This is a genomic window from Arthrobacter sp. NtRootA1 (assembly GCF_019976975.1).
GTDB classification, from domain to species: domain Bacteria; phylum Actinomycetota; class Actinomycetes; order Actinomycetales; family Micrococcaceae; genus Arthrobacter; species Arthrobacter aromaticivorans.
Window position 1 is genome coordinate 3918026 of sequence record NZ_AP024630.1, and the last position, 26982, is coordinate 3945007.

Annotated in this window: 23 protein-coding genes; 5 read left to right on the forward strand and 18 right to left on the reverse strand. The window is 62.5% G+C overall.

Going from position 1 to position 26982, the window contains the following annotated elements:
* Positions 1-95 precede the first annotated feature (95 nt).
* The 3 genes from groL to LDN90_RS17785 form a co-directional block, all read right to left on the reverse strand.
* Positions 96-1709 carry a chaperonin GroEL gene (gene groL / locus LDN90_RS17775; protein ID WP_216925135.1) on the reverse strand — a complete coding sequence of 538 codons (1614 nt, stop codon included), beginning with the start codon at positions 1707-1709 and terminating at the stop codon, positions 96-98.
* 84 nt (positions 1710-1793) lie between these two features.
* Positions 1794-2090, reverse strand: coding sequence for a co-chaperone GroES (gene groES / locus LDN90_RS17780; RefSeq protein WP_011775524.1), 297 nt, complete (start codon positions 2088-2090; stop codon positions 1794-1796).
* Positions 2091-2281: 191 nt separating this feature from the next.
* A complete protein-coding gene (locus tag LDN90_RS17785) occupies positions 2282-2710 on the reverse strand; it encodes a hypothetical protein (protein WP_223946522.1) in 429 nt (142 codons plus the stop codon).
* Between the two features lie 67 nt (positions 2711-2777).
* On the opposite strand from LDN90_RS17785, the gene LDN90_RS17790 reads away from it, so the two are divergent.
* Complete coding sequence (locus LDN90_RS17790) at positions 2778-4004, forward strand: class I SAM-dependent methyltransferase (RefSeq protein WP_223946523.1); 1227 nt, start codon at positions 2778-2780, stop codon at positions 4002-4004.
* Positions 4005-4010: 6 nt separating this feature from the next.
* Here the strand turns inward: LDN90_RS17790 and LDN90_RS17795 are convergent, their stop codons facing one another.
* The 3 genes from LDN90_RS17795 to LDN90_RS17805 are packed head-to-tail and all read right to left on the reverse strand — an operon-like array spanning position 4011 to position 6170.
* Positions 4011-4823, reverse strand: coding sequence for a shikimate 5-dehydrogenase (locus LDN90_RS17795; protein ID WP_223946524.1), 813 nt, complete (start codon positions 4821-4823; stop codon positions 4011-4013).
* 39 nt (positions 4824-4862) lie between these two features.
* Positions 4863-4985 carry a type B 50S ribosomal protein L36 gene (gene ykgO / locus LDN90_RS17800; RefSeq protein WP_011775528.1) on the reverse strand — a complete coding sequence of 41 codons (123 nt, stop codon included), beginning with the start codon at positions 4983-4985 and terminating at the stop codon, positions 4863-4865.
* Positions 4986-5030: 45 nt separating this feature from the next.
* Complete coding sequence (locus LDN90_RS17805; protein WP_223946525.1) at positions 5031-6170, reverse strand: GTP-binding protein; 1140 nt, start codon at positions 6168-6170, stop codon at positions 5031-5033.
* Positions 6171-6354: 184 nt separating this feature from the next.
* Here LDN90_RS17805 and LDN90_RS17810 point away from each other — a divergent pair, with 184 nt between their 5' ends.
* Complete coding sequence (locus LDN90_RS17810) at positions 6355-7506, forward strand: glutamate--cysteine ligase (protein ID WP_223946526.1); 1152 nt, start codon at positions 6355-6357, stop codon at positions 7504-7506.
* Between the two features lie 10 nt (positions 7507-7516).
* Here LDN90_RS17810 and tsaD read toward each other — a convergent pair whose 3' ends face one another.
* The 6 genes from tsaD to LDN90_RS17840 are packed head-to-tail and all read right to left on the reverse strand — an operon-like array spanning position 7517 to position 12841.
* Positions 7517-8632, reverse strand: coding sequence for a tRNA (adenosine(37)-N6)-threonylcarbamoyltransferase complex transferase subunit TsaD (gene tsaD, locus LDN90_RS17815; protein WP_223946527.1), 1116 nt, complete (start codon positions 8630-8632; stop codon positions 7517-7519).
* A complete protein-coding gene (gene rimI / locus LDN90_RS17820) occupies positions 8629-9132 on the reverse strand; it encodes a ribosomal protein S18-alanine N-acetyltransferase (RefSeq protein ID WP_216925129.1) in 504 nt (167 codons plus the stop codon). Before rimI ends, tsaD begins: the two co-directional genes overlap by 4 nt.
* A 13-nt stretch (positions 9133-9145) precedes the next feature.
* Positions 9146-9817 carry a tRNA (adenosine(37)-N6)-threonylcarbamoyltransferase complex dimerization subunit type 1 TsaB gene (gene tsaB / locus LDN90_RS17825; protein WP_223946528.1) on the reverse strand — a complete coding sequence of 224 codons (672 nt, stop codon included), beginning with the start codon at positions 9815-9817 and terminating at the stop codon, positions 9146-9148.
* A complete protein-coding gene (gene tsaE / locus LDN90_RS17830) occupies positions 9817-10428 on the reverse strand; it encodes a tRNA (adenosine(37)-N6)-threonylcarbamoyltransferase complex ATPase subunit type 1 TsaE (RefSeq protein ID WP_223946529.1) in 612 nt (203 codons plus the stop codon). Before tsaE ends, tsaB begins: the two co-directional genes overlap by 1 nt.
* A complete protein-coding gene (alr, locus tag LDN90_RS17835) occupies positions 10425-11696 on the reverse strand; it encodes an alanine racemase (protein WP_223946530.1) in 1272 nt (423 codons plus the stop codon). The genes tsaE and alr overlap by 4 nt, the downstream gene beginning before the upstream one ends.
* 50 nt (positions 11697-11746) lie before the next feature.
* Entirely contained in the window at positions 11747-12841 is a 1095-nt protein-coding gene (locus LDN90_RS17840; protein WP_223946531.1) for a carbohydrate kinase family protein, read from the reverse strand.
* A 46-nt stretch (positions 12842-12887) separates the two neighbouring features.
* Between LDN90_RS17840 and LDN90_RS17845 the strand changes: the two genes are divergently transcribed.
* A complete protein-coding gene (locus LDN90_RS17845) occupies positions 12888-14264 on the forward strand; it encodes a 6-phospho-beta-glucosidase (RefSeq protein ID WP_223946532.1) in 1377 nt (458 codons plus the stop codon).
* 13 nt (positions 14265-14277) lie between these two features.
* On the opposite strand, the gene LDN90_RS17850 is transcribed toward LDN90_RS17845, so the two are convergent.
* A complete protein-coding gene (locus LDN90_RS17850) occupies positions 14278-14811 on the reverse strand; it encodes an N-acetyltransferase (protein WP_223946533.1) in 534 nt (177 codons plus the stop codon).
* 123 nt (positions 14812-14934) lie between these two features.
* On the opposite strand from LDN90_RS17850, the gene mshA reads away from it, so the two are divergent.
* Both mshA and LDN90_RS17860 read left to right on the forward strand, forming a co-directional pair.
* Positions 14935-16179 carry a D-inositol-3-phosphate glycosyltransferase gene (gene mshA / locus LDN90_RS17855; protein ID WP_216925123.1) on the forward strand — a complete coding sequence of 415 codons (1245 nt, stop codon included), beginning with the start codon at positions 14935-14937 and terminating at the stop codon, positions 16177-16179.
* Positions 16180-16284: 105 nt separating this feature from the next.
* Positions 16285-17973 carry a formate--tetrahydrofolate ligase gene (locus LDN90_RS17860; RefSeq protein WP_223946534.1) on the forward strand — a complete coding sequence of 563 codons (1689 nt, stop codon included), beginning with the start codon at positions 16285-16287 and terminating at the stop codon, positions 17971-17973.
* A 90-nt stretch (positions 17974-18063) separates the two neighbouring features.
* On the opposite strand, the gene LDN90_RS17865 is transcribed toward LDN90_RS17860, so the two are convergent.
* From LDN90_RS17865 to glgX, 5 genes are all read right to left on the reverse strand, one after another.
* Positions 18064-19149, reverse strand: a complete 1086-nt coding sequence (locus tag LDN90_RS17865; protein ID WP_216925121.1) for an inositol-3-phosphate synthase — start codon at positions 19147-19149, stop codon at positions 18064-18066.
* Between the two features lie 168 nt (positions 19150-19317).
* A complete protein-coding gene (gene mgrA, locus LDN90_RS17870) occupies positions 19318-20355 on the reverse strand; it encodes an L-glyceraldehyde 3-phosphate reductase (protein WP_216925120.1) in 1038 nt (345 codons plus the stop codon).
* A gap of 81 nt (positions 20356-20436) precedes the next feature.
* Positions 20437-22209, reverse strand: coding sequence for a malto-oligosyltrehalose trehalohydrolase (gene treZ, locus LDN90_RS17875; RefSeq protein ID WP_223946535.1), 1773 nt, complete (start codon positions 22207-22209; stop codon positions 20437-20439).
* Positions 22210-22279: 70 nt separating this feature from the next.
* On the reverse strand, positions 22280-24592 hold the full coding sequence (gene treY / locus LDN90_RS17880) for a malto-oligosyltrehalose synthase (RefSeq protein WP_223946536.1): 2313 nt from the start codon (positions 24590-24592) through the stop codon (positions 22280-22282).
* The gene (gene glgX / locus LDN90_RS17885; protein WP_223946537.1) at positions 24589-26961 is read right to left on the reverse strand and encodes a glycogen debranching protein GlgX; all 2373 of its coding nucleotides are present in this window, start codon (positions 26959-26961) and stop codon (positions 24589-24591) included. The genes treY and glgX overlap by 4 nt, the downstream gene beginning before the upstream one ends.
* Between the last annotated feature and the right edge of the window lie 21 nt (positions 26962-26982).

Consider the following 26982-nt stretch of genomic DNA (forward strand, 5'->3'; position numbering starts at 1 on the left):
GTCGCAAGCGGACACTGAAAGCCGGCGCTCGGGCAGCCCAAGAGGGCAGAAAAAAGCCCTGGCCACGAGTGACCAGGGCTTTTTCGAACAGGCTGTTAGTGCTGGTGGCCTGCGTGTGCGTCTTCTTCCTCAGCCGGCTTTTCGGCAACCAGGGTCTCGGTGGTGAGAACCAGGGCAGCGATGGAAGCGGCGTTGCGGAGTGCGGAGCGGGTGACCTTGACGGGGTCGATCACGCCGGCGGCGATCAGGTCCTCGTACTCACCGGACTTGGCGTTGAAGCCGTGGTTGGCTTCGAGTTCGGAGACCTTGGAAACGACGACGAAGCCGTCGAAGCCAGCGTTCTGGGCGATCCAGCGCAGCGGTTGGATCAAGGCACGGCGGACGATGCCAACAGCTGCTGCTGCGTCGCCTTCCAGGGCCTTGACGGCCGGGGACTCGTCCAGTGCCTTGAGGGCGTGGATGAGGGCGGAACCGCCACCGGAAACGATGCCTTCTTCAAGGGCTGCACGCGTGGAGGAAACGGCGTCCTCGATGCGGTGCTTCTTTTCCTTCAGTTCAACCTCGGTGGCTGCGCCAACCTTGATAACGCCGATGCCGCCAGCCAGCTTGGCAAGGCGCTCCTGCAGCTTCTCGCGGTCCCAGTCGGAGTCCGTGCGGGTGAGCTCGGCGCGCAGCTGGGCCACGCGGTCGGCAACGTCCTGCTCGGTTCCGGCGCCATCAACGATCGTGGTGTTGTCCTTGGTGACCGTGATACGGCGTGCCGTACCCAGTACCTCGAGGCCAACAGTGTCCAGCGACAGGCCAAGGTCAGGAGAAACAACCTGGGCGCCCGTCAGCGTCGCGATGTCCTGGAGCATGGCCTTGCGGCGGTCGCCGAAGCCCGGAGCCTTGACAGCAACAACGTTCAGCGTGCCGCGGATGCGGTTGACGATCAGCGTGGACAGGGCTTCGCCTTCGATGTCCTCGGCGATGATGAACAGCGGCTTGGAGGCCTGCAGCGCTTTCTCCAGCAACGGCAGGAATTCCTGCAGGGAGGAGATCTTGCCCTGGTTGATCAGGATCAAGGCGTCTTCGAGGACAGCTTCCTGGCGTTCTGCATCAGTGACGAAGTACGGGGAAAGGTAGCCCTTGTCGAACTGCATGCCTTCGGTGAGGACGAGCTCGGTCTGGGTGGTGGAGGATTCTTCGATGGTGATGACGCCATCTTTGCCAACCTTGCCAAACGCCTCGGCCAGCAGTTCGCCAATTTCGTCGCTCTGTGCGGAAATAGCAGCAACGTTGGCAACCTGGGTGCCCTGCACTTCGCTTGCGTTCTCCAGGAGGCGGGCTGCGATGGCTTCAATGGAAACCTCGATGCCACGCTTGATTTCGCCAGGAGCGGCACCAGCAGCAACGTTGCGCAGGCCTTCCTTGACCAGTGCCTGGGCCAGCACCGTAGCGGTGGTGGTGCCGTCGCCAGCGACGTCGTTGGTCTTGGTGGCTACTTCCTTGGCCAGCTGGGCACCAAGGTTCTCGTAGGGGTCGTCAAGCTCAACTTCGCGGGCGATGGTCACGCCATCGTTGGTGATCGTGGGAGCGCCCCACTTCTTGTCCAGCACGACGTTGCGGCCGCGCGGGCCAAGCGTCACCTTGACAGTGTTGGCGAGCTTGTCGATACCGGCCTCAAGAGACCGGCGGGCAGCATCGTTAAAAGCAAGCTGCTTTGCCATGGTTGTGTCCTTTCAAGACAGAAAACCCGCACCGCAGAGGGTCGGAATAATTCCAACGCGGCTGCGGTGCGGGGCTCCAGGAAGTTACTTTACGACGATCGCAAGGACGTCGCGGGCGGACAGAACGAGGTACTCGTTGCCGCCGGTCTTGACTTCGGTTCCACCGTACTTGGAGTAGATAACGACGTCGCCAACAGCTACGTCAACCGGCACTCGGTTGCCGTTGTCATCGAAGCGGCCGGGGCCGATTGCAACAACTTCGCCTTCCTGCGGCTTCTCCTGTGCGGAGTCCGGAATTACCAGGCCGGAAGCCGTGGTCTGCTCTGCTTCGAGCGGGCGAACAACAATACGATCCTCAAGAGGCTTAATCGAGACCGACACTCGGACTCTCCTTTTCATGAGCTGATTCATGGACTAAGAACTAGGGTGCCGTAGCGTGCAACCGTCGTCGCGGTGCCGGTGGACGCCTGGCGTGATTAGCACCCTCCGGGGGAGAGTGCTAACAAGACTCTATGTAAGCGTTAGCACTCGGTCAAGGCGAGTGCCAGAATTTCGTCCTAGGTGAACTCCCGCTACCGGCCGGTGAGGTCATCCAGATCGTAGTCTTCGCCGTCGTCGTCCTCATCTGTGGGAGCCGATCCGCGGTTCAAATACAGCACGACGGCGGCCGCCAGGGCCACGACGCCGGAAATTACCAAGGCGATAATCCCGCCAATGCGGGCCCCGCTGTAGAGGTCACGGATATCGCGGGCTTCATCCGTAGCGTCATTCACGCTCTTGCCTGTGACGGAGTATGCCGCTGCGTTGAAAGAGTCCAAGGCGAAGATGACGATCAGCAGGCCGATGCAGATTACAGCGATCACGGCCCCTGCGATCAAGGCAGGACGGGCAAACGCCACAAGGGATCGGCCGGAGGAATGCTCTGGAGCTCCTGGGCCAGCGGAGTGGTTCCCGCCCGGGTTGTTCGTATCGGAGGGCTGCGGAGCTGCGTTGTCTTCCATGAAAACAACCCTATCGGGCCGATTCCCAACTCACGGCGTCAGGGCGCGCGCCGTTAGGCTTGATCCCATGTCTCACGCACCGCAGGAACAGATCGCACCCTTGCTGACCACTGAAGGATGGGAACTTCTTGCCTCGCTGGGGCCGTACCGCGAAGCCGATTCGTTCAGCGTTAACGCCGAACTCCGGAAAGCAGGTCACTCCCCCGAACTCGTGGCTGCGGTATTGACGCAGTCCCGCCTCCGGACCCGCGCCGAGGCCAAGTTCGGCGAGTTCGCCCGGCAGATGCTGTTCACCCAGGCCGGACTTGAGCAGGCAACCCGCCTCAACGTTGCAGCCCGGCACGCCGAGCGTTTTGCCAAGGCCGGCATCTCCCACGTAGCCGACCTCGGCTGCGGCCTCGGAGCGGACTCCATGGCCTTGGCCTCGATGGATATTGCCGTGACCGCCGTGGAAATGGATGAAACCACTGCCGCCTGCGCCACCATCAACCTCATGCCCTTCCCGCACGCCAGAGTGGTGCATTCCGACGCCACATCAGTGGACCTGGATGGCATCGACGGCGTGTGGCTGGATCCCGCACGACGCACAACCTCTACGTCCGGGACCAAGAGGATTTGGGATCCGGAAGCGTTCTCTCCCCCGTTGTCGTTCGTTGAAGGGCTGGCTGCGGGCGGCCGGGCGGTGGGCGTCAAGATGGGTCCCGGGATGCCACACGACTCGGTTCCGGCGAACTGCGAAGCGCAGTGGGTCTCCGTAGGCGGCGATGTCACTGAGGTCACCCTATGGTTCAATGCGGTGGCCCGGCCCGGGGTACGGCGCGCGGCACTTGTCATCGGCTCCCAGGGCGCTGCTGAACTCACCAGCGGCGAGGATTTCGACGGCGGCCCGGTAGCCGCCGTCGGGCCGGTTGAAGGGTTCCTCTACGAACCGGACGGTGCGGTCATCCGCGCAGGCCTGGTGGCCGACGTCGCAGAACGTTTTGGCGGGCACTTGGTTGATGAACATATCGCCTACATCTGCGCCCCGGAACTCCACGACTCGCCCTTTGCCCGCGCATACAAGGTGCTGGAAGTAATGCCTTACAACGTGAAGGCGCTCAAAGCCTGGGTCAAAGCGAACGGCATCACGGTGCTGGATATCAAGAAGCGCGGCACGGCAGTCACTCCGGAGGAACTGCGGAAACAACTGCTTCCATCCAAGCGCGACACCAAGCACGCAAAGACGGCCACCCTGGTCCTCACCAGGATTGGCGAGGAAAGAGTGGCCGTGGTTGTGGAGCCCGTGACGTTCTAGGCTCCGTCAGCGGCGGGAGAACTCCGAGGCTTCGCGGACCTGGTCAGCGCTCGGGCGGACGCCCGTGTACAGGACGAATTGTTCTTCAGCCTGGATCGCGATAACTTCGGCTCCGGTGATCACCGGCTTGCCTGCTTGACGGGCAGCCGTGATGAGCGGCGTCTCCGAGGGGAGGGCGACGACGTCGAACACTATCTTCGCGGCGGCAATGGTGGCGTCGTCAAAAGACTGTGCCCTTTCGTCCGCACCAGCCATGCCCAGGGGCGTGACATTGATGATGAGGTCCGCTGTTGATCCATTGACGTCGTCCTGCCAGCCGAAACCGTAAAGGTCCGCGAGCGCACGGCCCGTGGTTTCGTTACGGGCAACGATGGTCACGGACGTAAAGCCTGCATCGCGGAGAGCTGCGGCCACCGCTTTCGCCATTCCTCCGGCTCCGCGCAGCAGCACTGTGTGGCTGTTGGGAACCTTGTGGTCTTTCAGGAGCCGGGCGATGGCGATGTAGTCGGTGTTGTACGCGGTCAGGACGCCGTCGTTGTTGACAATCGTGTTGACCGAATCGATGGCCTTGGCCGAAGGATCCATCACGTCCACAAGCGGGATGACAGCTTCCTTGTAGGGCATGGACACCGCGGCTCCCCTGATGGGGAGGCCGCGGATGCCAGCCACTGCAAGAGTGATGTCCGCCGGGGCGAATGCCTTGTAGACAAAGTTCAGTCCCAGCAGGTCGTACAAGTAATTGTGGAACCGGGTCCCAATGTTGCTGGGCCGGGCCGCGAGCGAAATGCACAGGGACATGTCTTTGTTCAGGATTGGCATTCACCCATTAAACAACGGCCTCTTTTCGCTTCCGTGCCGTTAGCCTTGGCGGGCCTTCATGCGCGGGTTGTTCTTGTTGATGACGAACGTGCGCCCACGCCGCCGGACTATCTGTGCGCCCGGAATCTTCTTGAGGGCACGCAGTGAGTTCCTGACCTTCATGGTTTTTCTCCTTCTTGTTGGTGGATGGGCTTTCGGGTGGCTGGGTTAGAGGGCTTCGCTAAGTTCCAGGGGGTCCTCCCAGACACCAAAGTCGAGTTCCATCTCGGCCTCGGTCAATTGGCAGCCCTCCAGGAGGGCGCGGATTTCCTGGGGGTCGATGTCCTCGGAGCGTCCGGTAATGGCCAGGACCGTTCCGCGGTCGCCATAGTTCGGGTGCCAGTCCAGGACGGCGTCGACGTCGGCTCCCACCTTGCCGTTGCGGGCTACGGTGGGTGCGTCCGCTAGCCAGGTCCCGGTGCTCTCAAGCCACACACGGGGACCAATTCCCTGTACCGCAATCCGCGTCTTGGCAGCCGAGGCGATCCACAGACGTCCGCGGAGCCAGTGGGTTCCGGCCGCGAGTTGGGGAAGAGCGTCACGGAAACGGCCAGGGTGCAGCGGCCGCCCCGCTTTATGGAGGACTGTCCGGAAGGAACCGGTCTCATCGTCCAAGGGCAGACGCACGACGCCGGGCCTGGTACGTGCGGCTGCTTCGGCGTCGTCGAAGCAGCCTGACCTGAAGTCATCGTCTGCACCGATTGCTGCGGCGTGTGGTGCGAGCTGGCCCAGCAGCTCCACGCCAGTGACCCATTCTTCGGATCCCAGGCGGGGATTGCCGGACAATTCTGCCCCGAGGCCGGGATGCAACATGACAGTGTCAACGTGCCCGAACTCGCCGATCAGGAACTCGCCGCTAGTCCGGTCATCCTCCGGCATCGATGTGAAGCCGGATTCAAAAAGGGTGTGACGGTCCCAGATGTGATCGTCAAGATCCACAGGGTCCAGAGCCAGGATGGCGTTGTCCATGACGGCTGGCTGGCTGAGGCCGCGCCGGAGTTCTGCGACTGCCATCCCTGCTGCGACGCCAGGGGGTAGGCCCAAAACCACGTGGTCGAACCCGCACGCGGCGAGGCGTTCCGCCGTCGGTACTACATCCAGCTTGACCGTGCAGCTGAGGCAGCCGTGCTCCAGAACGGTGGTTTCACGCTCAAACAACTGACCTACCCTGTATACGCGCCGCATGACCAAGGAACCATCCAGGAGGTCGTGAAGGACTACGACGGAGTTCGTGTGGGTTCGGCCAAGCCGGGCGGTGGCCGCTTCGCGGCACTGACTGTCCAGGGAGCTGACAACGGTGAGGTGCATGGAAAGATTATAGATGCAAATCATTCTCATTAGCAATTTGTTCAGGTGTGTCACGACGCTTACCTTCAACCTGTCCGCAATCAGCCATGCTCCGCCTGCACTAGACTTGAGCCGACCGCTGACGGCCCCGCAGCGGGTTGCGTCCAGCAGAAAGTCCAGCAGAAACAAGCAACGAGGGGACTACGTGCAGATTGAGTTTGCGCCATCCAGGCAATCGACACTGGGTGTGGAATGGGAGTTGGCGCTCGTCAATGCACGCACCGGAGAACTGGTCTCGGTCGCGAACGACGTCCTCAAGGGTGTCGCCGCGAACCACCCGGACCTCAACGAAGACGACGAACACCCCCACATCAAGCGCGAACTGCTCCTGAACACGGTGGAACTCGTTACCGGAATCTGCGAAACGGTCAAGGAAGCCAAAGAGGACCTCAGCCGCTCCCTCGCCGCTGTCCGCGAAGTCACCGACCCCATGGGCGTGGAGGTGTTCTGCGCAGGCAGCCATCCCTTCAGCCCACCCCTGCTTCAGCCGGTCACCGACAAGGAGCGCTACGCCAAGCTGATCGAGCGGACCCAATGGTGGGGACGCCAAATGGTCATCTATGGTGTCCACGTCCACGTGGGCATCGATCGCCGGGACAAAGTACTCCCCATCCTGGACGGCCTGGTCAACTACTTCCCGCACTTCCAGGCACTGTCCGCTTCCAGCCCCTTCTGGGCCGGCGAAGAAACCGGCTACGCATCCCAGCGGGCCCTCATGTTCCAACAGCTCCCCACCGCTGGCCTGCCGTTCCAGTTCGAAACCTGGGAAGCATACGAGTCCTACGTCCAGGACATGTTCACCACAGGTGTCATCGACGCCATCTCTGAAATCCGCTGGGACATCCGGCCTGTTTCCAACCTGGGCACTATCGAGATGCGCATCTGCGATGGCCTCGCCACCCTTGAGGAAGTGGGCGCGATTGCCGCACTGACGCAGTGTCTCGTGGACGAGTTCTCCTCCATCCTCGACGCCGGCGGCAGCATCCCCACCATGCCGCCTTGGCACGTCCAGGAAAACAAGTGGCGTGCCGCCCGCTATGGCATGGAAGCCATCATCATTCTGGATGCCAAAGGCAACGAGCAGTTGGTCACCGAGCACCTCGCAGAAACCGTCGCACGCTTGGAACCCGTGGCAGCCAAGCTCGGGTGCTCCGAGGAACTGGCCGACGTCATGAAGATCATCGAACGCGGCGCCAGCTACCAACGCCAGCGCCGAGTGGCCGCCGAACACAACGGGGACCTGCAAGCCGTGGTCATGGACCTCGTGCAACAGATGCGCAAAGGCCCCGACGCATAATTGAGTGGAGCTACGCAGCCACCGACACCGTGGTGACAGGCATAGAGGAATCCGGCGCGAACGCTATTCCGCTGGGCCCGATTCCGGCCATGATCAGTTGAGCACCAAGGGCTGCCACCATGGCACCGTTGTCCGTGCAGAGATCCAGCGGCGGCACGTGCAGCTTGATGCCCGCTGACACGCACCGTTGACCGGTCAATTCACGCAGCCGCGAGTTGGCAGCAACGCCTCCACCAAGGAGCACGTCAGTAATCCCGTGCTCCTTGCAGGCCAAGACCGCCTTTGAACTGATGACGTCCACCACGGCTTCCTGGAATGCCGCGGCGATATCAGCTACAGGTGCTTCCTCACCGCGGGCTTCGAATTGCTCCACGCATCTGGCCACCGCGGTTTTCAGGCCGCTGAAGGACCAGTCGTAGCGGTGCGGTCCCTTTTCCTCCGCGGTGCCCATGTATTTGGGCTGCGTGAGGCCGCGCGGAAAGCGGATGGACTTGGGATTGCCCTGGCGCGCGAGTTTGTCGATGGCCGGACCACCCGGGTAGCCAAGGCCCAGAATCCGGGCAACTTTGTCGTAGGCTTCACCGGCGGCGTCATCGATGGTGGACCCCAGGAGTTCCACGTCATCTGTGATGCTGCGGATACGGAGGATCTCCGTGTGGCCACCGGAAACCAGAAGTGCACCGAGGTTCTGCGGCAACTGGCCGGCGGCAGCACCGGCGTCAGGCTTTGAATCCAGCAGCCCCACGCCAACATGCGCTACGAGGTGATTGATCGCGTAGAGCGGCTTGCCCGTAGCGACGGCCAGTGCCTTCGCGGCGCAGACACCAACCATTAGGGCGCCCGCCAGGCCGGGGCCGGAGGTGACAGCAATGGCATCGACGTCCTCCAGGGTCACTCCCGCCTCATGCAGCGCTTCCTGGAGCGTGGGGACAAAGGCATCCAGATGGGCGCGCGAAGCGATCTCGGGGATGACGCCGCCAAAGCGCACGTGCTCGTCCATGGAGGAAGACACCGTGTTGGTCAGCAGCGTTGTACCGCGCACGATTCCGACGCCGGTTTCGTCGCAGGACGATTCGATGCCCAGCACCAAAGGCTGCTTCGGCTGTTCGGGATAAGGGCCGCTCACGCGTTGGCTCCTTCTGTGGAATGTGGCTCGGTGAGGGGCAGGCGCATGATCAACGCGTCCGTCCCATCCCGGTAGTACCGGGGACGGACGTGGATCTGTTCGAATCCGAAGCGAAGATACAACTGCTGTGCACGGGGGTTGTCCGCGCGCACCTCCAGGAGGACGTCCGCCGCGCGACGCCGCCGGGCCTCTTCAATCAGTTCGGTCAGGATGGCCGAACCAATGCCTTTGCCTTCAAATTCGGGAACGACGGCGATCGTCTGGACGTCCGCGATCGGCTCGATGCACATCAAGCCGGCGTATGCCACGATCTGGCCCTCAACCTCGGCCACCACATAGCGGCGTGTTTCGGGCTGGGACAACTCGTCGAAGAACATCTGCAGGGGCCAGGCATCCACGGGGAACAGTCGACGTTCCAAGGCTTCCACGGCCGGGACATCAGCCTCGGTCATGTCCCGCAGCGAAACTCCTGCGAGCTCAAGTTTGGGTGAAAGTTTCATCGTTCCCCTTTCATCACAGGGCACGCTTCCTGGGACCCGGTACCTGTGCGTCCGATTCGCGCAGGTACAAGGGCGTGGAATCCAAGAGCTCCTGCCCTGCAGTCAACCGAGCAAGCGCCACCTGGCCAAGGGAGGCCGCGTCCGGTTGGGTCTCGGCAAAGTCTTCGTCAGCACGGAGGACGTCGGCGTACAGGCCAGCGCCGGCTCCGAACACTGGAAGGTCCGGCAAGTCCGAGGCGAAACCCACATGCGGTCCGTCGATGAGCTGGGGAAGCTGGCCCTCCTCCAGGACGTACCGTGCCCAGTAGACCTCTTTGCGCCGGGCGTCAGTGGCCACCAGGAATTCGGAAACAGCGGCAGTGGACTCCGCTACTTCAAGGGCAATCGCGTCAAGGCTCATCAGGCCATAGAGCGGTTTGTTCCAGACGAAAGCCAGGGTGCGTGCGGTTGCAATACCCGAACGCAGCCCGGTAAAGGGTCCGGGGCCCACGCCCGTGACGATCACATCGATATCCGCGCCGGTAACGCCTGCTCCAGCCAGGAGCTTCTCGATGCCGGGTGCAAGGACTTCGGCATGGCTTCGTGTGTCCTCAGTGGAGAAGGAATCCACCACGCCTTCCATGGCAACATCCGAAATGAGCGCAGCGCTGGCGACTGCGGAGGTGTCGATGGCCAGGATGAGCATCAGTGGCCTCCCTCGGAGATCGTGTTTTCAAGAAGCTTCGGTGCCTCGGCCCAGCGTGGGCCAAAACCGCGGAAAACGATGGTGCGGGGTTCGTCGTCGTCATCGGTGTCAAAGTCCAGGACCGTGCCGCTGTCGGCGACATCGGCGGCCGGCACAGCGCCTCCGCTACCCACAGACCGGTGAAGATCCACTTCCAGGCGGCTGTCCGAGAGGTGCTCCACCCGGTCCCTCCCCCACTCCACCACGGTTACGGACGTGTCCATGGTGTTCTCAAGATCAATGTCATCGATCTCAGCAGCTGATTCCAGCCTGTAGGCGTCGACGTGGACCAGGTCCGGGCCACCGGGACGCGGGCCCTCCGGAAGGTTGGGATGAATGCGAACCAGCACGAACGTAGGAGAGATGATCCCGGCACGTACGCCCAAGCCCTCGCCCAGCCCCTGCGTGAACGTCGTTTTACCCGCGCCCAACTCTCCGGTCAGGACAAGGAGGTCCCCCGCCTCAAGTACCCCGCCGAGTGCTGCGCCGAGCGCGTGGGTTTGTTCCGCCGTCGTGACATTCAGCCTGCGTTCCCATACCGGTTGGCTTGGTTCGTTCAGTGGTTCGTTCACAGGGTCGCCGATTCCGATGCTGCGCGGGTCCCTTGGTGTACCTCAGGCTTTGCCGAAGCCTCGTTGACCGCCGGAGCCTCGTTGATGTAGCTGCGGGGCACCCGCGGGCTAATGCGGGTGACGATCTCATAGTTGATGGTTCCCGCTGCGGCCGCCCAGTCATCCGCGGTGGGGCCCCCATCGGCGCCGTCGCCGAACATGACGGCTTCGCTGCCCTTGAGTTCGGCCGCTTCTTCAGGGGTGAGCGGTCCAAGGTCAATCACCATCTGGTCCATCGCGATCTGGCCCACCACAGGGTAGGTGACGCCGTTGACACGAACTGGACCGCCCGTGGCAACGCGCGGGACGCCATCGGCGTAGCCCAAGGGAATCAGGCCAAGCGTGCTCTCCTGGCTGGTGTGGTACTTCAGGCCGTAGGAAACGCCTTGCCCCTCCGGCACCTTTTTGCAGTTGGAGAGGAGCGCGCGGACGGTCATGGCGGCGTGCAGGCCAAGTTCGGCCGAGGTAACCCCTTCGAAGGGCGACAACCCGTAGATGCCGAGCCCGACGCGGATGAGGTCGAAGTGCGAATCCGGCCGGGACAGGGCGGCGGGAGTGTTGGCGATGTGCCTGACCTCGGTATCGACGCCTGCATCCTCAGCGATGGCGAGTGCCTCACGGAAAACCGCCAATTGTTGGTCCGTTTCGGGCCGGTGCGGCTCGTCGGCCACGGCAAGGTGGGAGAAAATGCCAACGACGCGAAGCAGGCCTTCGTCCTGGTATTCCATGGCCTGCCCCACCAACTGGTCCCAGTCGGCGATCGTGCAGCCATTGCGGCCCAGCCCGGTATCCACCTTCAGATGGACACGAGCGGGGCGCTCCTGTTCGCGGGCAGCCGCCACCACGGCATCCAGCTCCCAACCGGAAATCCCGACGTCGATGCCCGCGGCAACTGCGGCTTGGAAGTTGCTCTCACGGGTGTGCAGCCAGGCCAACAAGGGTGCCTCAATGCCAGCGGCACGCAAGGCGAGCGCCTCAGAAATGTGGGCGACTCCGAGCCAGGCCGCTCCGGCGTCGAGGGCTGCACGTGCAACCTGAACCACGCCATGGCCATACGCGTCAGCCTTCACCACAGCCATCACGGAGGCCGGGGAGGCGATCGCCACAAACTGACGAACGTTGTGCCGCACGGCCTCAAGATCGATCACGGCGGAACGCTCGAGCACCGCTGACTTTGCTATGGAGGTCTTGGACCCGATCCCGATATCTGCAGCTGCTTCGTAAGTCACCCTAGAGATTCTAGTGGTGCCGGGGAACGGGGGTTCAATTCCCCCCGCTCCTACTGGGCATCGGACAAGTGCGCGATCGTGGCGCGGGCGCGTCGTTGGGCTTCGGCGGGGATGTCCTTCACGATCGGCTCAAGGAAAGCGAAACGCCGCAACCACTGGCTCGATTGGCGTTCCTTGCGGGCGTTGGCACGCTGCCACCAGTCCGCGATGTCGCCCCAGCCAGGGGCGGCGAGGGACCCGCCCACCTGTTGTACGGCCAGCGAGGCACAGAGGTTCGCGAACCGCAGGCGGTCCCCCAATCTCCATCCCGCCAGGCACCCCACAATGAAGGCCGCCCCGAAACAATCGCCGGCGCCGGTCGGATCGTATGCAGACACGGGCAGCGATGGCACCCATTCCTCTTCACCCGTCTCCGAGTCCACGGCCATGGCGCCCTGCGCGCCCAACGTCACCACAGCCACTGGAACGCGATCTGCCAAGGAATAGAGCGCCGCCCACGGATCGGTCTTGCCCGTGAACGCCATGGCTTCCGGCGCGTTGGGCAGGAAAGCATAAAAGTGTTCCAGCTGGTCCAACCTGCGTTGTGACCACTCTCCGCTGGGGTCCCAGCCCACCACGCCGAAAAGCTTCGTTCCCGCGGTCTTCGCCGCCAGCATCCACGGTTCCAACTCCTCGCCCAGGTCCGCGACGGCCGCGAGCGCCTTGGGTGGTTGCCCGATCAGGTCCGAGGCCTTGATCGGCGCCGGGTGCCCGTGGGTGACCATGGATCGATCCTGGTTCACGCACATGGACACCGTTACCGGCGAGTGCCAGCCAGGGACGCGACGCGACAGGGACAAGTCCACATGCTCCTGGCTTTCAAGGATCTGCCAGTTGTAATCCCCGTAACCGTCGTCGCCAAAGGCCGCTGCCAAGTTGGTCCTCAGGCCAAGCCGTGCCGCGGCGATCGCTTGGTTGGCAACCCCGCCCGGGCAGCTGCCCATGCCTTCGCTCCACACTTCAGTGCCGGGCTCGGGAGAGTGCGGGAGTCCGGTGAAAATGATGTCCTGGAAGACCGTTCCTGCCAGGAGAAGGTCGCATTGGCCGTCGCCCTCCGTACGCACGGCGGCAAGGGGATCAAAACGTCGCTGGGGCATTGCGTCCATGCACGGCACACTACGCTGCGCCTTCCGGGCTGCATAGACTCGGATCATGCGGCTCATGATCGCCGGTGGCGGCGGATTCCGGGTACCCCTTGTGTACCGTGCGTTATGCACGGGTCCGTTCGCGGGACTGGTGCGCGAGGTGGTGCTCTACGACGTCGATCCGGCACGTCTCGCCGCCATCCAGGCAGTCCTCCGCGACATGCCGCCTCCGGAAGGCTCCCGGCCCGCCGTCGTGATTTCCACGGACCTGGGGCAGGCTCTCACCGGCACCGATATGGTCTTTGCGGCGATCCGCCCCGGCGGCACCGAAGGCCGGATCGCCGACGAACGCGTTGCCTTGGACGTCGGCTTGCTGGGCCAGGAAACCACGGGCGCGGGCGGCATCTCCTATGCCCTCCGCTCCATTCCGCACATGCTGGGACTCGCCGAGGGAATGCGGCACTATTGCCCGGATGCGTGGCTCATCAACTTCACCAACCCCGCCGGGATGGTGACCGAGGCGCTTGTGCCGGTGCTGGGACGAAAGGTCATCGGCATCTGCGATTCCGCCGGCGGCTTGGTCCAACGCGCTGCCCGGGCCGTCGGTTCGCCCCTTCACGAAGGAACGCTCGACGGCGTGGGCTACTTCGGGTTGAACCACCTCGGCTGGCTTTACAAGCTGGCGCCCGGTGGCCGGGACCTGCTGCCGGAGCTGTTATCGGATCGTGGGGCGCTCGAAACCATGGAAGAAGGGCGTTTGTTCGGCCAGCACACCCTGGACAAACTCGGTTGCCTGCCCAATGAATACCTTTACTACTACTACCAAACTGACCAGGCGATCGAAGCCATCCTGAAGCAACGCGAAACGCGTGGGACGTCCATCCACCATCAACAAAGCTCGCTCTACCCTTCCCTTGTGGAATCCTCGAACGCCTACGCCATGTGGGATGCGGCCCGGCGCTCCCGTGAGGAGGGCTACTTGGCCGAGGCCCGGACGCACGGGGAGCACCGCGACGAGGAAGACCTCGCCGGGGGTGGGTATGAGCGTGTGGCGTTGTCCGTGATGCGGGCTCTATCCGGTGGTGGGACGGCGCAGTTGATCCTCAATGTGCCCAATTCACCGGTCGCCGGTTCGTCGGCAAATGCGGCGGAAGTCGCCCTGCCCGGGCTCCCGGGGGACGCCGTCGTCGAAGTTCCCTGCGAGGTGACTCCCGACGGCGCCCTGCCGCTTGCGCAGGAACGGCCCGGAGGCCAGTTCCTCACCTTGATGCAACACGTCAAGGAGGTGGAGCGGCTGACGGTCCAGGCAGTGCGGGACTGTGACCGGGACGCGGCACTCCAAGCGTTTGCCGCCCACCCGCTGGTAGGCTCGGCGTCGCTGGGCGCTGAACTCCTTGACGGCTACGAGGCAGCCTTCCCGGAACTGCGCGGACTCTGGAAGTGATTTCCCTGCACTTCTAGAGCTTCCGGTACATCACGTGCAGGCCGACGTATCCAATTTCAGGGTGGTTGAACGCCTCGGGAACCGTGGCCAGGATGCGGAAACCCATGGATTGCCACAACCACACGGCCCGGACGTTGCTCTCCACCACAGCATTAAACTGCATGGCGCGGAATCCTGCTGTTTTGGCTTCCTTTAAGGAGTAGGCACACAGTGCCCGTGCAATTCCCTGGCCCGAATGCTTGGAGCTCACCATATACCCCGCGTTCGCCACGTGGCTGCCACCACCAGCCTGGTTCGCATGGAACTCGCCAGTGCCCAGGACTTCTCCGCCCGGATGCGGCCCGTCCGCGGTACGCACTGCAACGAAGGTTTGGCCGGGCGCTTCCTTCATCCACTTGGCACGGGCAGCTTCCTCGGTGGTGTCGCGGTCCCAGGTGAAGGTCTCCCCCTCGCGGAGGACGGGCTCCATGAGGGACCAGATGCCGGGCCAGTCATCGGGTGTGGCGGGGCGGATATCGAAAAGGGTTTCTTGGCTCACAGCGCACACGCTAGCAGCCTTGTCCACATAGCCGGGATCGGCACCATGTAGTGCTGGGCTTCAGGAGTAGTGTTTTCTGCAGGGCGAAAGTGGTTTTGCCCCGCAAGTCAGCTTCATGTGAAGGAGGAAAGTGTGCCGTTGATCCGCCGCGTGGCATTCCTTTCACTGCACACCTCCCCCATGGAGCAGCCAGGGGCCGGGGACGCGGGTGGGATGAACGTCTACGTCCGTGCGTTGGCCATGGCGCTGGCCGAGTCTGGGGTGGAGGTAGAGATCTTCACCCGTTCCACCAAAGCCGGCCAAGCCGCCGTCGAGCACCCAGGACCCGGCGTGTGCGTCCACAACGTGATGGCCGGACCCCGGCGGAAAGTCCCCAAGGAAGAATTGCCTGCCCTCCTCCACCAGATGGTGGAGGAGATCGATCGGATCCGGCAGCAGCAACCCCACGGCCGTTACGACGCCATCCATTCGCATTACTGGGTGTCCGGCGTTGCGGGGCTGGAATTGGCTGAGCTCTGGGGTGTTCCGCTGGTCCACACCATGCACACCATGGCCAAGGTCAAGAATCTTGTTCTCGAGTCCGGCGAGCGCCCCGAACCCCGGCGTCGGGAGGAAGGCGAGCAGCGGATTGTTGATGGGGCTGCCCGCCTCATCGCCAATACTCCAGCCGAGGCAGAAGAGCTCGTCTCCCACTACGGCGCCGATATCGACAAGATCGACGTCGCACCTCCTGGCGTGGACCTCAAAGTCTTCACACCATCCTTCCGTCGCAAGTCGCGCGCCCAGCGGGACGTCAGGCCGGACAGCTTCCACATTCTGTTCGCAGGCCGGATCCAACGGCTTAAGGGTCCCCAGGTCTTCGTCAAAGCAGCTGGTCTGCTGCGCAAGCGCAGGCCGGACATCGATCTGGAAATGACCATTCTGGGCTCGCTGAGCGGCGCCAAGGACTTCAACCTGCAGCACATCATCGAGGAGGCCGGGCTGGCCGACGTCGTCACGCATCGCCCGCCGGTTGTAGCGCCCGAGCTCGCCAGCTGGTTCCGCTCCGCCGACGTCGTGGTGATGCCCTCGTTCAGCGAGTCCTTCGGACTTGTGGCCTTGGAAGCACAAGCGTGCGGTACCCCTGTGGTGGCCACCAACGTGGGTGGGCTCTCACGCGCCATTTCCGATGGCCGGACGGGCATCCTCGTGGATGGTCACGATCCTTCCGACTGGGCTGATGCCCTCGAGGATTTGTACGACGACGTACAGACACGCGAGGACATGGGCCGTTTGGCCGCGACCCACGCCGAATCCTTCGGCTGGCAGCGCACTGCTGCGATCACCTTGGAAAGCTATCGCGAATCTGTTGGCGGCCTGTTGGTCCCTCGGCCATAAACCTCACGCGATTACTGCCTGGCGACTGATAGATTGTCGCGCACAGCGTAGGCAGGGCGCCGAGCGTCAGCCCACACAGCGTAAGCACTAAGCCGAAGGACAACGATGTCTGAAAACAAGGGCCTGAGCGATCTTGAGATAGCCCATAACGCCACCATCCTGCCCATCGAAGAGATTGCGGTACGTGCGGGCATCAACGTGGACGCACTGGAACTGTACGGGCCTTACAAAGCCAAGATCAATCCGGCCAAGCTTGTGCTCCCAGTGGGCAAGCAGCCCGGCAAGGTAGTCCTCGTTTCAGCCATGTCCCCTACCCCTGCGGGCGAAGGCAAATCGACAACCACTGTAGGCCTTGCCGATTCCCTCGCACGCGCCGGCCACAAAGTGATGATCGCGCTCCGCGAACCGTCACTTGGGCCGATCCTTGGCATGAAGGGAGGAGCAACCGGAGGCGGCTACTCCCAGGTCCTGCCCATGGACGATATCAACCTCCACTTCACCGGCGACTTCCACGCCGTAACCTCGGCCAACAACGCCCTCATGGCACTCGTGGACAACCACATCTTCCAAGGCAACCACCTCGGAATCGACCCCCGCCGCATGACGTTCAAGCGGGTCATCGACATGAACGACCGCTCCTTACGGGAAATCATTATCGGCCTCGGCGGTCCTACCCAGGGCGTTCCCCGGCAAGATGGCTTTGACATCACAGTGGCCTCCGAAATCATGGCCGTATTCTGCCTGGCCGCGGACCTGGACGACCTCCGTACGCGCTTGGGCCGGATCACCTTTGGCTACACCTTCGACCGCCAACCGGTAACTGTTGCGGATCTTGGTGTGGAAGGTGCCCTGACATTGCTCTTGAAGGACGCCATCAAACCAAACCTTGTCCAGACCATCGCCGGGACGCCCGCGCTGGTCCACGGTGGCCCCTTCGCCAACATTGCCCACGGGTGTAACTCGATCATCGCAACGCGGACGGCCCAGGAACTTGCCGACATCGTGGTCACCGAGGCCGGATTCGGCGCGGACCTGGGTGCCGAAAAGTACATGGACATCAAGTCGCGCATCGCTGACGTGGCGCCGTCCGCCGTCGTTGTCGTGGCAACGATCCGTGCCCTCAAGATGCAAGGCGGAGTTCCAAAGGACAAACTCAGCGAACCCAACGTGGACGCCATAGCGGCAGGGGTGGAAAACCTCAAACGGCATGTTGGGAATGTCGCCAAGTTCGGCATTTCACCGGTGGTCGCCATCAACAAGTTCGCCACCGACACCGACGAAGAACTTCAATGGCTGCTGAAGTGGTGCGCCGCGGAAGGCGTGGAAGCGGCCGTCGCCGATGTCTGGGGCCGTGGCGGCGGAGGCGACGGTGGCGATGAGCTCGCATCCAAGGTGGCAGCGGCAGTGCAAGGGCCGTCAAATTTCCACCACTTGTACCCTCTGGAACTTTCTGTGGAGGACAAGATCCGCACCATTGTGCAGGAGATCTACGGCGCGGACGGCGTTGAATTTTCCGTCCCGGCGCAGAAGCGGCTTGTGGACATCCAAAAGAATGGGTGGGGCGGGCTCCCCGTCTGCATGGCCAAGACGCAATACTCATTCACCGACGACGCGTCCAAGCTCGGGGCGCCAAAGGGATTCCGGGTACACGTACGCGAACTCATTCCAAAAACGGGTGCGGGCTTCATTGTCGCCCTGACCGGAGCCGTCATGACCATGCCCGGCCTGCCCAAGGAACCGGCAGCCATGCGCATGGACGTCGGCCCAGACGGCAACCCCACCGGCCTCTTCTAACCCTCTTAAAGCAACGCGGGGTCAGTTACGGCCCATCCGATGGTCAAACATCGGCCGTAAGTGACCCCGCGTTGCTTGTGCTGTTGCGGTTTAGCGCTCGATGTCGCCGCGGATGAAGGCTTCTACGTTTTCGCGGGCGATATCGTCGTTGAACTGCTCCGGCGGGGACTTCATGAAGTAGCTGGATGCAGAGAGCAACGGGCCGCCGATGCCGCGGTCCAGGCCAATCTTGGCGGCGCGGATGGCATCGATGATCACGCCAGCAGAGTTCGGGGAATCCCATACTTCGAGCTTGTATTCGAGGGACACGGGAGCATCACCGAAGTTGCGGCCCTCGAGGCGGACGAAGGCCCACTTGCGGTCGTCAAGCCAGGCAACGTAATCGGACGGCCCGATGTGGACGTCGTCAGCGTGAAGCTCTGCCTCAACGTTGGAGGTGACGGCCTGGGTCTTGGAGATCTTCTTGGACTCAAGGCGATCGCGCTCAAGCATGTTCTTGAAGTCCATGTTGCCGCCAACGTTCAGCTGGTATGTGCGGTCCAAGGTGACGCCGCGGTCTTCGAACAGCTTGGCCATCACGCGGTGGGTGATGGTGGCACCGATCTGGCTCTTGATGTCGTCGCCCACGATCGGAACGCCCGCTGCAGTGAACTTGTCAGCCCACTCCTTGGTCCCGGCAATGAAGACGGGGAGAGCATTGACGAAGGCCACGCCGGCGTCGATGGCGCACTGGGCATAGAACTTGGCAGCCTGCTCGGAACCAACGGGCAGGTAGCAAACCATGACGTCTACCTTGGCCTCGCGGAGGGCAGCCACGATGTCGACGTCCTCCTCGGGAGCTTCGACGATGGTCTCGCGGTAGTACTTGCCCAAGCCATCAAGGGTGTGGCCACGCTGAACGGTGACCCCGGTAGCAGGGACGTCGGCGATCTTGATGGTGTTGTTTTCGCTGGCGCCGATGGCGTCGGCAAGGTCCAGTCCAACCTTCTTGCTATCAACATCGAAAGCAGCAACGAACTGGACGTCGTTGACGTGGTACTGGCCGAACTCGACGTGCATCAGACCCGGAATCGTGGCCTTGGGGTCAGCGTCGCGATAGTACTGAACACCTTGGACCAGCGATGCGGCGCAGTTTCCTACGCCGACAATGGCAACACGAATCGGATGTGAAGACACGGAACTCCTTTGAGAACTAAACCTCAGGTGCCAGGCGCGACCCTGACTGAGTTCAGAGCACGACTGATTGGCACGGCGCCATTCGGCGCACACTTGCATTGTAGCCAACACAGAAGGGGCCGCCTTTGTTCCCGGCGGGCCCCTTCCCTAATGTGTCAGTTCTGCAAGCTACTCCTGAGCCCACAAGTTGATGTCTGATTCAACTGCGAACTCGTCGATCGCCGTCAGCTCATCCGTGGTGAACTTGAGGTTATTGATGGCACTCAGCGTGTCTTCAAGCTGCGCCACGCTGGAGGCCCCAACAAGCGCGGATGTTACGGCAGAGCCCTTTGGCTGGTCACGGAGAATCCACGCAATAGCCATCTGCGCGAGGGTCTGTCCACGTCCCTCGGCGATGGCGTTGAGTCCCCGAACGCGGTCCAGCTTGTCCTCCGTCAATGCGGATTCGGAGAGGAACCGTTCCTTCGCGGCCCGCGAGTCAGCCGGCACACCATTGAGGTAGCGGTTGGTCAGCATCCCCTGGGCAAGAGGCGAGAAGGCGATGGAGCCGGCGCCCACCTGGTCCAGTGCCTCGTAGAGGTTCGGCGAACCATTCTCGGTCCATCGGTTCAGCATGGAGTAGCTGGGCTGGTGGATCAGCAGAGGCGTGCCGAGTTCCTTCAGTATCCGCGCCGCCTCGAGTGTCTGCTCAGGGGTGTAGGAAGAGATACCTGCGTACAAGGCTTTGCCGGACCGAACCGCGTAATCCAGCGCCCCCATGGTTTCCTCCAACGGCGTCTCGGGGTCCGGACGGTGGCTGTAGAAGATATCCACGTAATCCAAGCCCATACGCTGCAGGGACTGGTCGAGGCTGGAGATCAGGTACTTGCGGGATCCCCATTCACCATAGGGGCCCGGCCACATGTAGTAGCCGGCCTTGGTGGAGATGACGAGCTCGTCACGGTACGGCTTGAAGTCTTCCTTCAGGTGACGCCCGAAGTTCGTTTCTGCCGACCCATCCGGCGGGCCGTAGTTGTTGGCGAGGTCGAAGTGGTTGACGCCCAGATCGAAGGCACGGCGCAGGATGGCGCGCTGTTCCTCGAAACGCTTGTCGTCGCCGAAGTTGTGCCAAAGGCCCAGCGAGATAGCGGGGAGCTTGAGACCACTGCGTCCGACGCGGCGGTAGGGCATGGTTTCGTAGCGGTTTTCCGCAGCCGAATAAGTCATACGTACCATCCTGCCACTGCATAGATCACGGTGTTCGGGCTGTCCGCAATGTGGGCGCCGTCACCCTCGTCACTGCTCGCCTTACTGGACACGCACGACGGCGGCACTCCCACCGGGCAAGGTCAGCGAACCGTCGCCGAGTGCTACTTCGGTGTCGGTTGCCAGCAGCAGGGATCCACCCATAGGTGAATCCAACGGCTCGTCCCCAAAGTTGCACACCACGCGGATGGCGCCACGGGTCAACTCCAGCCAGTGCTCGTCGTCGTCGAACTCCACCTTGCTCTCGCCAAAACCACCGTTCACCAGCTCAGGCGTATTCCGGCGCAGCTGTGCTAAATCCCGATACAGCTGCAGCAGGCGGGCGTGGTCCCCGGCGTTGGGCTCGCTCCAGTCCAGCTTTGAGCGCTTGAAAGTTTCGGGGTCCTGGGGGTCCGGCACAACGGCAGGGTCCCAGCCCATCCGTTCAAATTCCTTGATCCGGCCCTTCGCTGTGGCCTCCCCCAATTCCGGCTCGGGATGGGAGGTGAAGAACTGCCACGGCGTCGAAGCCCCAAATTCCTCGCCCATGAAAAGCATGGGTGTAAATGGGGATGTCATGGTCAGCACTGCGCCGATCGCCAACCGACCAAATGATAGTGATGCAGTAAGTCGGTCACCGGTGGCGCGGTTGCCGATTTGGTCGTGGTTCTGCAGGCAAACGACCAACGCGGAAGGATGCGCGAGGTCGTGCCGGATCGGCCTGCCGTGGTGACGTCCCCGGAAGCTTGAATAGCTGCCATCGTGGAGGAAGCCGTGCTCAAGGACCTTGGCGAGGACAGCGAGGGACTCGAAGTCGGCGTAGTACCCGGTGGTTTCACCGCTAAGGTTCACGTGCAGGGCGTGGTGGAAGTCGTCGCTCCATTGGCCTTCCAAGCCATAACCGTTGTCCTTGCGGGGATAGATCAGGCGCGGATTGTTCAGGTCCGATTCTGCGATGAGCGTCCGCGGAATGCCGGTTTCGGCTTCGATCTGGTCTCCCAGCCCGCCAAAGTCCTCAAGGATGTGCACGGCACGTTCGTCGCGCAGTGCGTGCACGGCGTCCAGCCTGAGCCCGTCTACGTGATAGTCCCGGAGCCACATCGCCGCATTCTCCAGAATGTAACGACGTACCTCATCGGACCCCGGACCATCGAGGTTTACCGAATCTCCCCAGGTGTTCCCCTCCCCCGATTTCAGGTAGGGGCCAAATTTGGGAAGGTAATTGCCGCTGGGTCCAAGATGGTTGTAGACCACGTCCTGGATGACCCCCAAGCCAGCGGCGTGGGCAGCGTCGACGAACCGTTGGTAGGCCTCCGGGCCACCATAGGGCTCGTGGACGGCGTACCAAAGCACGCCGTCGTAACCCCAGTTGTGAACTCCGTTGAATGCATTGACCGGAAGCAGTTCAATGAAGTCGACGCCCAGATCCACCAAGTAGTCCAATTTCCCGGCGGCTGCGTCAAGCGTCCCCTCGGGCGTGAACGTGCCCAGGTGGAGCTCATAGATCACGGAACCCTTGAGGCTGCGCCCCTTCCACTCGCCGTCCCCCCACTCGTAGGCGGAAGCATCGAAGGTGGCCGACAGTCCATGTACCCCGTCCGGCTGTCGCCGTGAGCGTGGATCGGGAAACGGCCCCTCCCCATCCACGAGGTAGCCGTACGCTACCGCGTCGCCTTCCTTGCCAGTGACCTCGGCGGACGCGCGCCACCAACCTGTAGTGCCGCCGTCGTGAATTTGTTCCATCGCGTGCTCGCTACCTCCGGCCAGCAGCTTCACTGATCCGGCGTTGGGCGCCCAGACGTCGTAACGGTTTCTTCCAGCAGCGTGCTCCAGCATCGTGTCCCCTGTGCTTGTTTTAGCTTGCGTTGCAGTGGCGGTGTCGGTGGGTGTTCGTGTTTTCAGCGGATCAGTCAGTGGGCACCAGCAAGGCCACCGGGTAATGCTCCAGCAGCGTAGCGACCGCTACTGAACCGGCGTCATACGTGGTCCCGGTCAGTTCGTCGTGGCAGTTCACCGGCAAGTCGATGGCCGTATCCCGCCAACCGCCTTCCCGCGCGAGGCGCTTGGGCAGCCGCGTGCAAACGGTAATCGCACCGGGCGCATCCAGACCGCGGCTGAACGCAATCACGTGTTCAGCTGCCGCGCCGCTCGCATGCACGGGCTGGTAGCCGGCAAACAGTTCGGGCCGGTCCCGACGCAACCTGAGCGCCCTGGAGACCACCAGCAGTTTGGCGGTCTCCTCTGTGAACGCGGGCCGCGCACCAGTATCGAGTTCTGCGAGCGCGGCGATCCGGGCTTGAAAATCCACTGGTCGCCGGTTGTCGGGGTCGGTCAATGAACCGTCCCGGAACTCTGTGCCCTGATAGACATCCGGGACGCCCGGCATGGTTAGTTGAATGATCTTGGCTGAGAGCGAGTTGGAGGTCCCATAAGGTTCCAGTTCCTCGACGAAATTCTCCAAGGCGGCAGCAACTTCGGGTACATCAAAAACGGCGTCGACGGCGGCAGCCAAGTGACGCTCGAAGTCCAGGTTGGGGTCGGTCCAGTTGGTCGAATTTCCCGCTTCGCGGGCGGCCTTGAGCGCATACGATTGGAGGCGCCCACGATCGGCCGGCCAAGCGCCTGCAATTGACTGCCAAACAAGGGCTGCCAGAGGACCGTCCGGGATGGGCGCCAGCTCCTGGACAGTGCCGAGGAAGAGTTCCCATTCGGGGACAGATTCGGAAATCACCGAAATCCTGGCCCGGGCATCCTCGCTGCGCTTGGTGTCGTGGGTGCTCAGCGTGGTCATGGAGAGCGGGACCTCTGCCTGACGACGCGTCATGCGCTCGTGGAACCCATCAGGGGAAAGCGCAAACTCAGTGGGATCAGCGCCCACTTCGGTGAGCGTCCCCAAGCGTGTGTAGCGGAAGAATGCGGTGTCCTCCACACCCTTGGCCATCACCATGCCGGAGGTCTGTTGGAAACGGCGGGCGAGTTCCCCCGTGGTATCGACCAGGAGTGGGAGCAGTCCTTCCAGCACGTTCCCGAGCTCGGGCCGGTGCTGCCCTGCGCGTTCTACGGCTGCTTCCAGAATTTCCTGACCGTGCGGAAGGTAGGTCCTGTAGACGGGGAACCAGCAAATAATCTCGGCCAGGGCGTCGGCTACCGCGGTGCGCGGCAATGCTGGTGATTCGGGAACAAGACGGGACAACCGCAGGATCTCAGACCTCAGGATGCCGTCAGCGATGCGCCGTTTGGTCCCATGGATCATTGCCTCGTAGTCAGCTGGCTCGGGTGCATCCCGCAGCCGGGCGTCGAGGGAGTCCAGGTATTCCTCGGCTGTTGGGTCCACGAACAGACGGTCAACATCCGCCAGCGCGTCATACCCTGTGGTGCCTTCGCAATCGAAGGTTTCCGGCAGTTTCTCTCCCGGCTCCAGGATCTTCTCCACCAAGAGGTACGCCCCGCCCGTCTCCTTGCGAAGCCTTGCCAGGTATCCTGCGGGATCCGCCAGCCCATCGGGGTGATCGATCCTGAGCCCGTCCACCAGCTCTTCGCGGAACCATCGCACGATTTCCTCGTGCGCCTCATCGAAGACCCACGGAACCTCGACGCGGATGCCGGCCAGGGTATTCACAGCGAAGAAGCGGCGGTAGTTCAGTTCGGCGTCCGCGCGGCGCCAGCCCACCAGTTCATAGTGCTGCCGCGAATGAACGTCCTGCGGGCTGTCTCCATCGCTGAAGCTGCCCTCGGCCAACGGGAAACGGTGATCGTAGTAGTGCAGTTCGCCGTCCACCACAGTGAGCTGCGCAAGGTCGTCATCGCCGCCGAGCACGGGGATGCGGATCTTTCCGCCGCCAAAGTCCCAGTCGACGTCGAACGCTTCGGCGTACTTCGACGAGCGCCCCTCCTTCAGGAGCTGCCACCACCAGGCATTCTGTCCTGGCGAGGCTACACCCATATGGTTGGGGACGATGTCCGCCAGGATGCCAAGTCCCTTCGAGCGGGCGGCTTTGGACAACGCTGCGAGGCCCTCGGCTCCGCCCCGGGCAGGATCCACGGACGAAGGATCCGTGACGTCATAGCCGTGGTCTGAGCCTTCCTCCGCCGTGAGGATCGGCGAAACGTAGATCCAATCGACCCCAAGGTTGTGCAGGTACCCGGTGAGTTCCGCAGCGTCCTGAAGCGTAAAGCTTTGGCGGATTTGCAGCCTGTACGTTGAAACGGGGGTCCTCACGAGTCCGCCTTCTTCGAACTACGGCGCTTCCTTGCGGGTTTAGATTTCCCAGCGGGCGGATCTCCACCGTCGGAAGCCGCACCCTCTGCAGCTCCGTCGCCTTGCGACGCACCCGGTTCAACCTCCGGCGCTGAATCATTTGGCACGGAGTCAGCAGGCGCCGAAGTAACGGCAGGAGCCGTCAGCGAAGCCGTTTCGGGGGTGCTGGTCTGAGTGAGCGCAGCAAGGGAGGCGGCCACTGAATGGTCCGGCTCGGTCTCTGGCGCGCTGTGGGCGCGAAGCACCACCAGCGACTTCGCGGCGATCATCAGGATCTGATCCGCCTTCACGACGTCCGAATCTGCACCTTCACCGCCGGTGTCGATCATGACGTCCCACGCAGGGGCATATTCGTCTGACGGCACGCGGAACCCAACCTCGTCCTCGTCCGCATTGAAGTACAGCAGGAAATTGACGTCTGTGATCCGGCGACCTTGGGTGTCGCGTCCGTGAATGCCGTCACCGTTCAAGAACACTCCAACAGAACGGCCCAGCGCGGTGTCCCAGTCCGACGGCGTCATGGTGCTGGCGTCGGCATCCAACCACACGATGTCCGGAAGCCTCTCGCCCTCGCCCCGCAGCACGGGCCTGCCGTCGAAGAAGCGGCTTCGGCGCAGGCTGGGGTGCTTGGCGCGTAGGGCGCTGACGGCGGCCGTGAACTCCACCAAGGGCTGGTCCACGCTGTCCCAATTAATCCAGGTCAGCTCCGAGTCTTGGCAATACCCGTTGTTGTTGCCCTGTTGCGTCCGGCCAAGTTCGTCACCATGCAAGAGCATGGGAACACCCTGTGACAGGAAGAGCGAGGCGATGAAGTTCCGTTGCTGGCGGGCCCTAAGGCCAAGAACCTTGGGGTCGTCGGTGGGACCTTCAACGCCACAGTTCCATGAGCGGTTGTGCGATTCGCCGTCGTTATTGCCCTCGCCGTTGGCCTCGTTGTGTTTCTCGTTGTAGGACACGAGGTCCGCCAAGGTGAAGCCGTCGTGCGCGGTGACGAAGTTAATGGAAGCCACGGGTCGGCGTCCCGAGTGTTCGTAGAGGTCGGCCGAGCCTGTCAGGCGCGATGCAAATTCACCCAGGGTGGATGGTTCGCCGCGCCAGAAGTCCCGGACAGTGTCCCGGTATTGGCCGTTCCATTCTGTCCATTGCGGTGGGAAGTTGCCCACCTGATACCCACCGGGTCCAACATCCCACGGCTCAGCGATCAGCTTCACCTGCGAGACCACAGGGTCCTGCTGAATGAGTTCGAAGAAGGTTGACAGCTTGTCCACGTCATAGAACTCACGGGCCAGCGTGGACGCGAGATCGAAACGGAAACCGTCGACGTGCATCTCCGTCACCCAGTAGCGGAGCGAATCCATGAGCAGCTGCAGCGAATGCGGACTACGGACGTTCAGCGAGTTGCCCGTGCCGGTGTAGTCCATGTAGTACTTCTGGTCATTCTCCACCAAGCGGTAGTAGGCCGAGTTGTCGATGCCCTTGAAGGACAACGTGGGCCCCAGGTGGTTGCCCTCAGCCGTGTGGTTGTACACGACGTCCAGGATGACCTCGATCCCGGCGTTGTGCAGGGAACGGACCATGGCTTTGAAGTCCTGGACCTGTTGGCCGGTATCGCCCTTGGAGCTGTAGCTGTTGTGCGGCGCGAAGAAGCCGATGGTGTTGTAGCCCCAGTAGTTGTTCAGCCCCTTGTCCTGGAGGATGCCGTCATTGACGAACTGGTGCACCGGCATGAGCTCGATGGCGGTGATGCCAAGCTTCTGCAGGTGCGAGATAACTGCGGGATGGGCGACGCCGGCATAAGTGCCGCGCTGTTCCTCGGGAACCTCGGGGTGGAGTTGGGTGAGCCCTTTGACGTGGGCTTCATAGATGACCGACTTGTGATACGGAATCTTCAGTAATTTGTCGCCGTCCCAGTCGAAGAACGGGTTAATGACGACGCCGAGCATCATGTGCGGTGCGGAGTCGGCGTCATTCCGGGAGTCCGGATCCCCCATGTTGTACGAGAACAGTGCCGGGTCCCAGTCAATCTGCCGGTGAATGGCCTTGGCATAGGGGTCCAGCAACAGCTTGTTGGGATTGAACCGTTGGCCGGCATCGGGGTTGTAAAGCCCGTGCACGCGATAGCCATACTTCTGTCCGGGTTGGACTTGCGGCAGGTAGCAGTGCCACACATAGCCGTCCACCTCGGTGACTTCTACGCGGACTTCCTCGCCGTCGTCGTCGAAGAGGCACAGTTCCACTCCCTCGGCCTTCTCGCTGAACAGCGCGAAGTTGGTGCCGGTCCCGTCAAAGGTGGCTCCAAGCGGATAGGCCGATCCAGGCCAGACTTCCATGCGTTCTCCTCTGGTGATGCG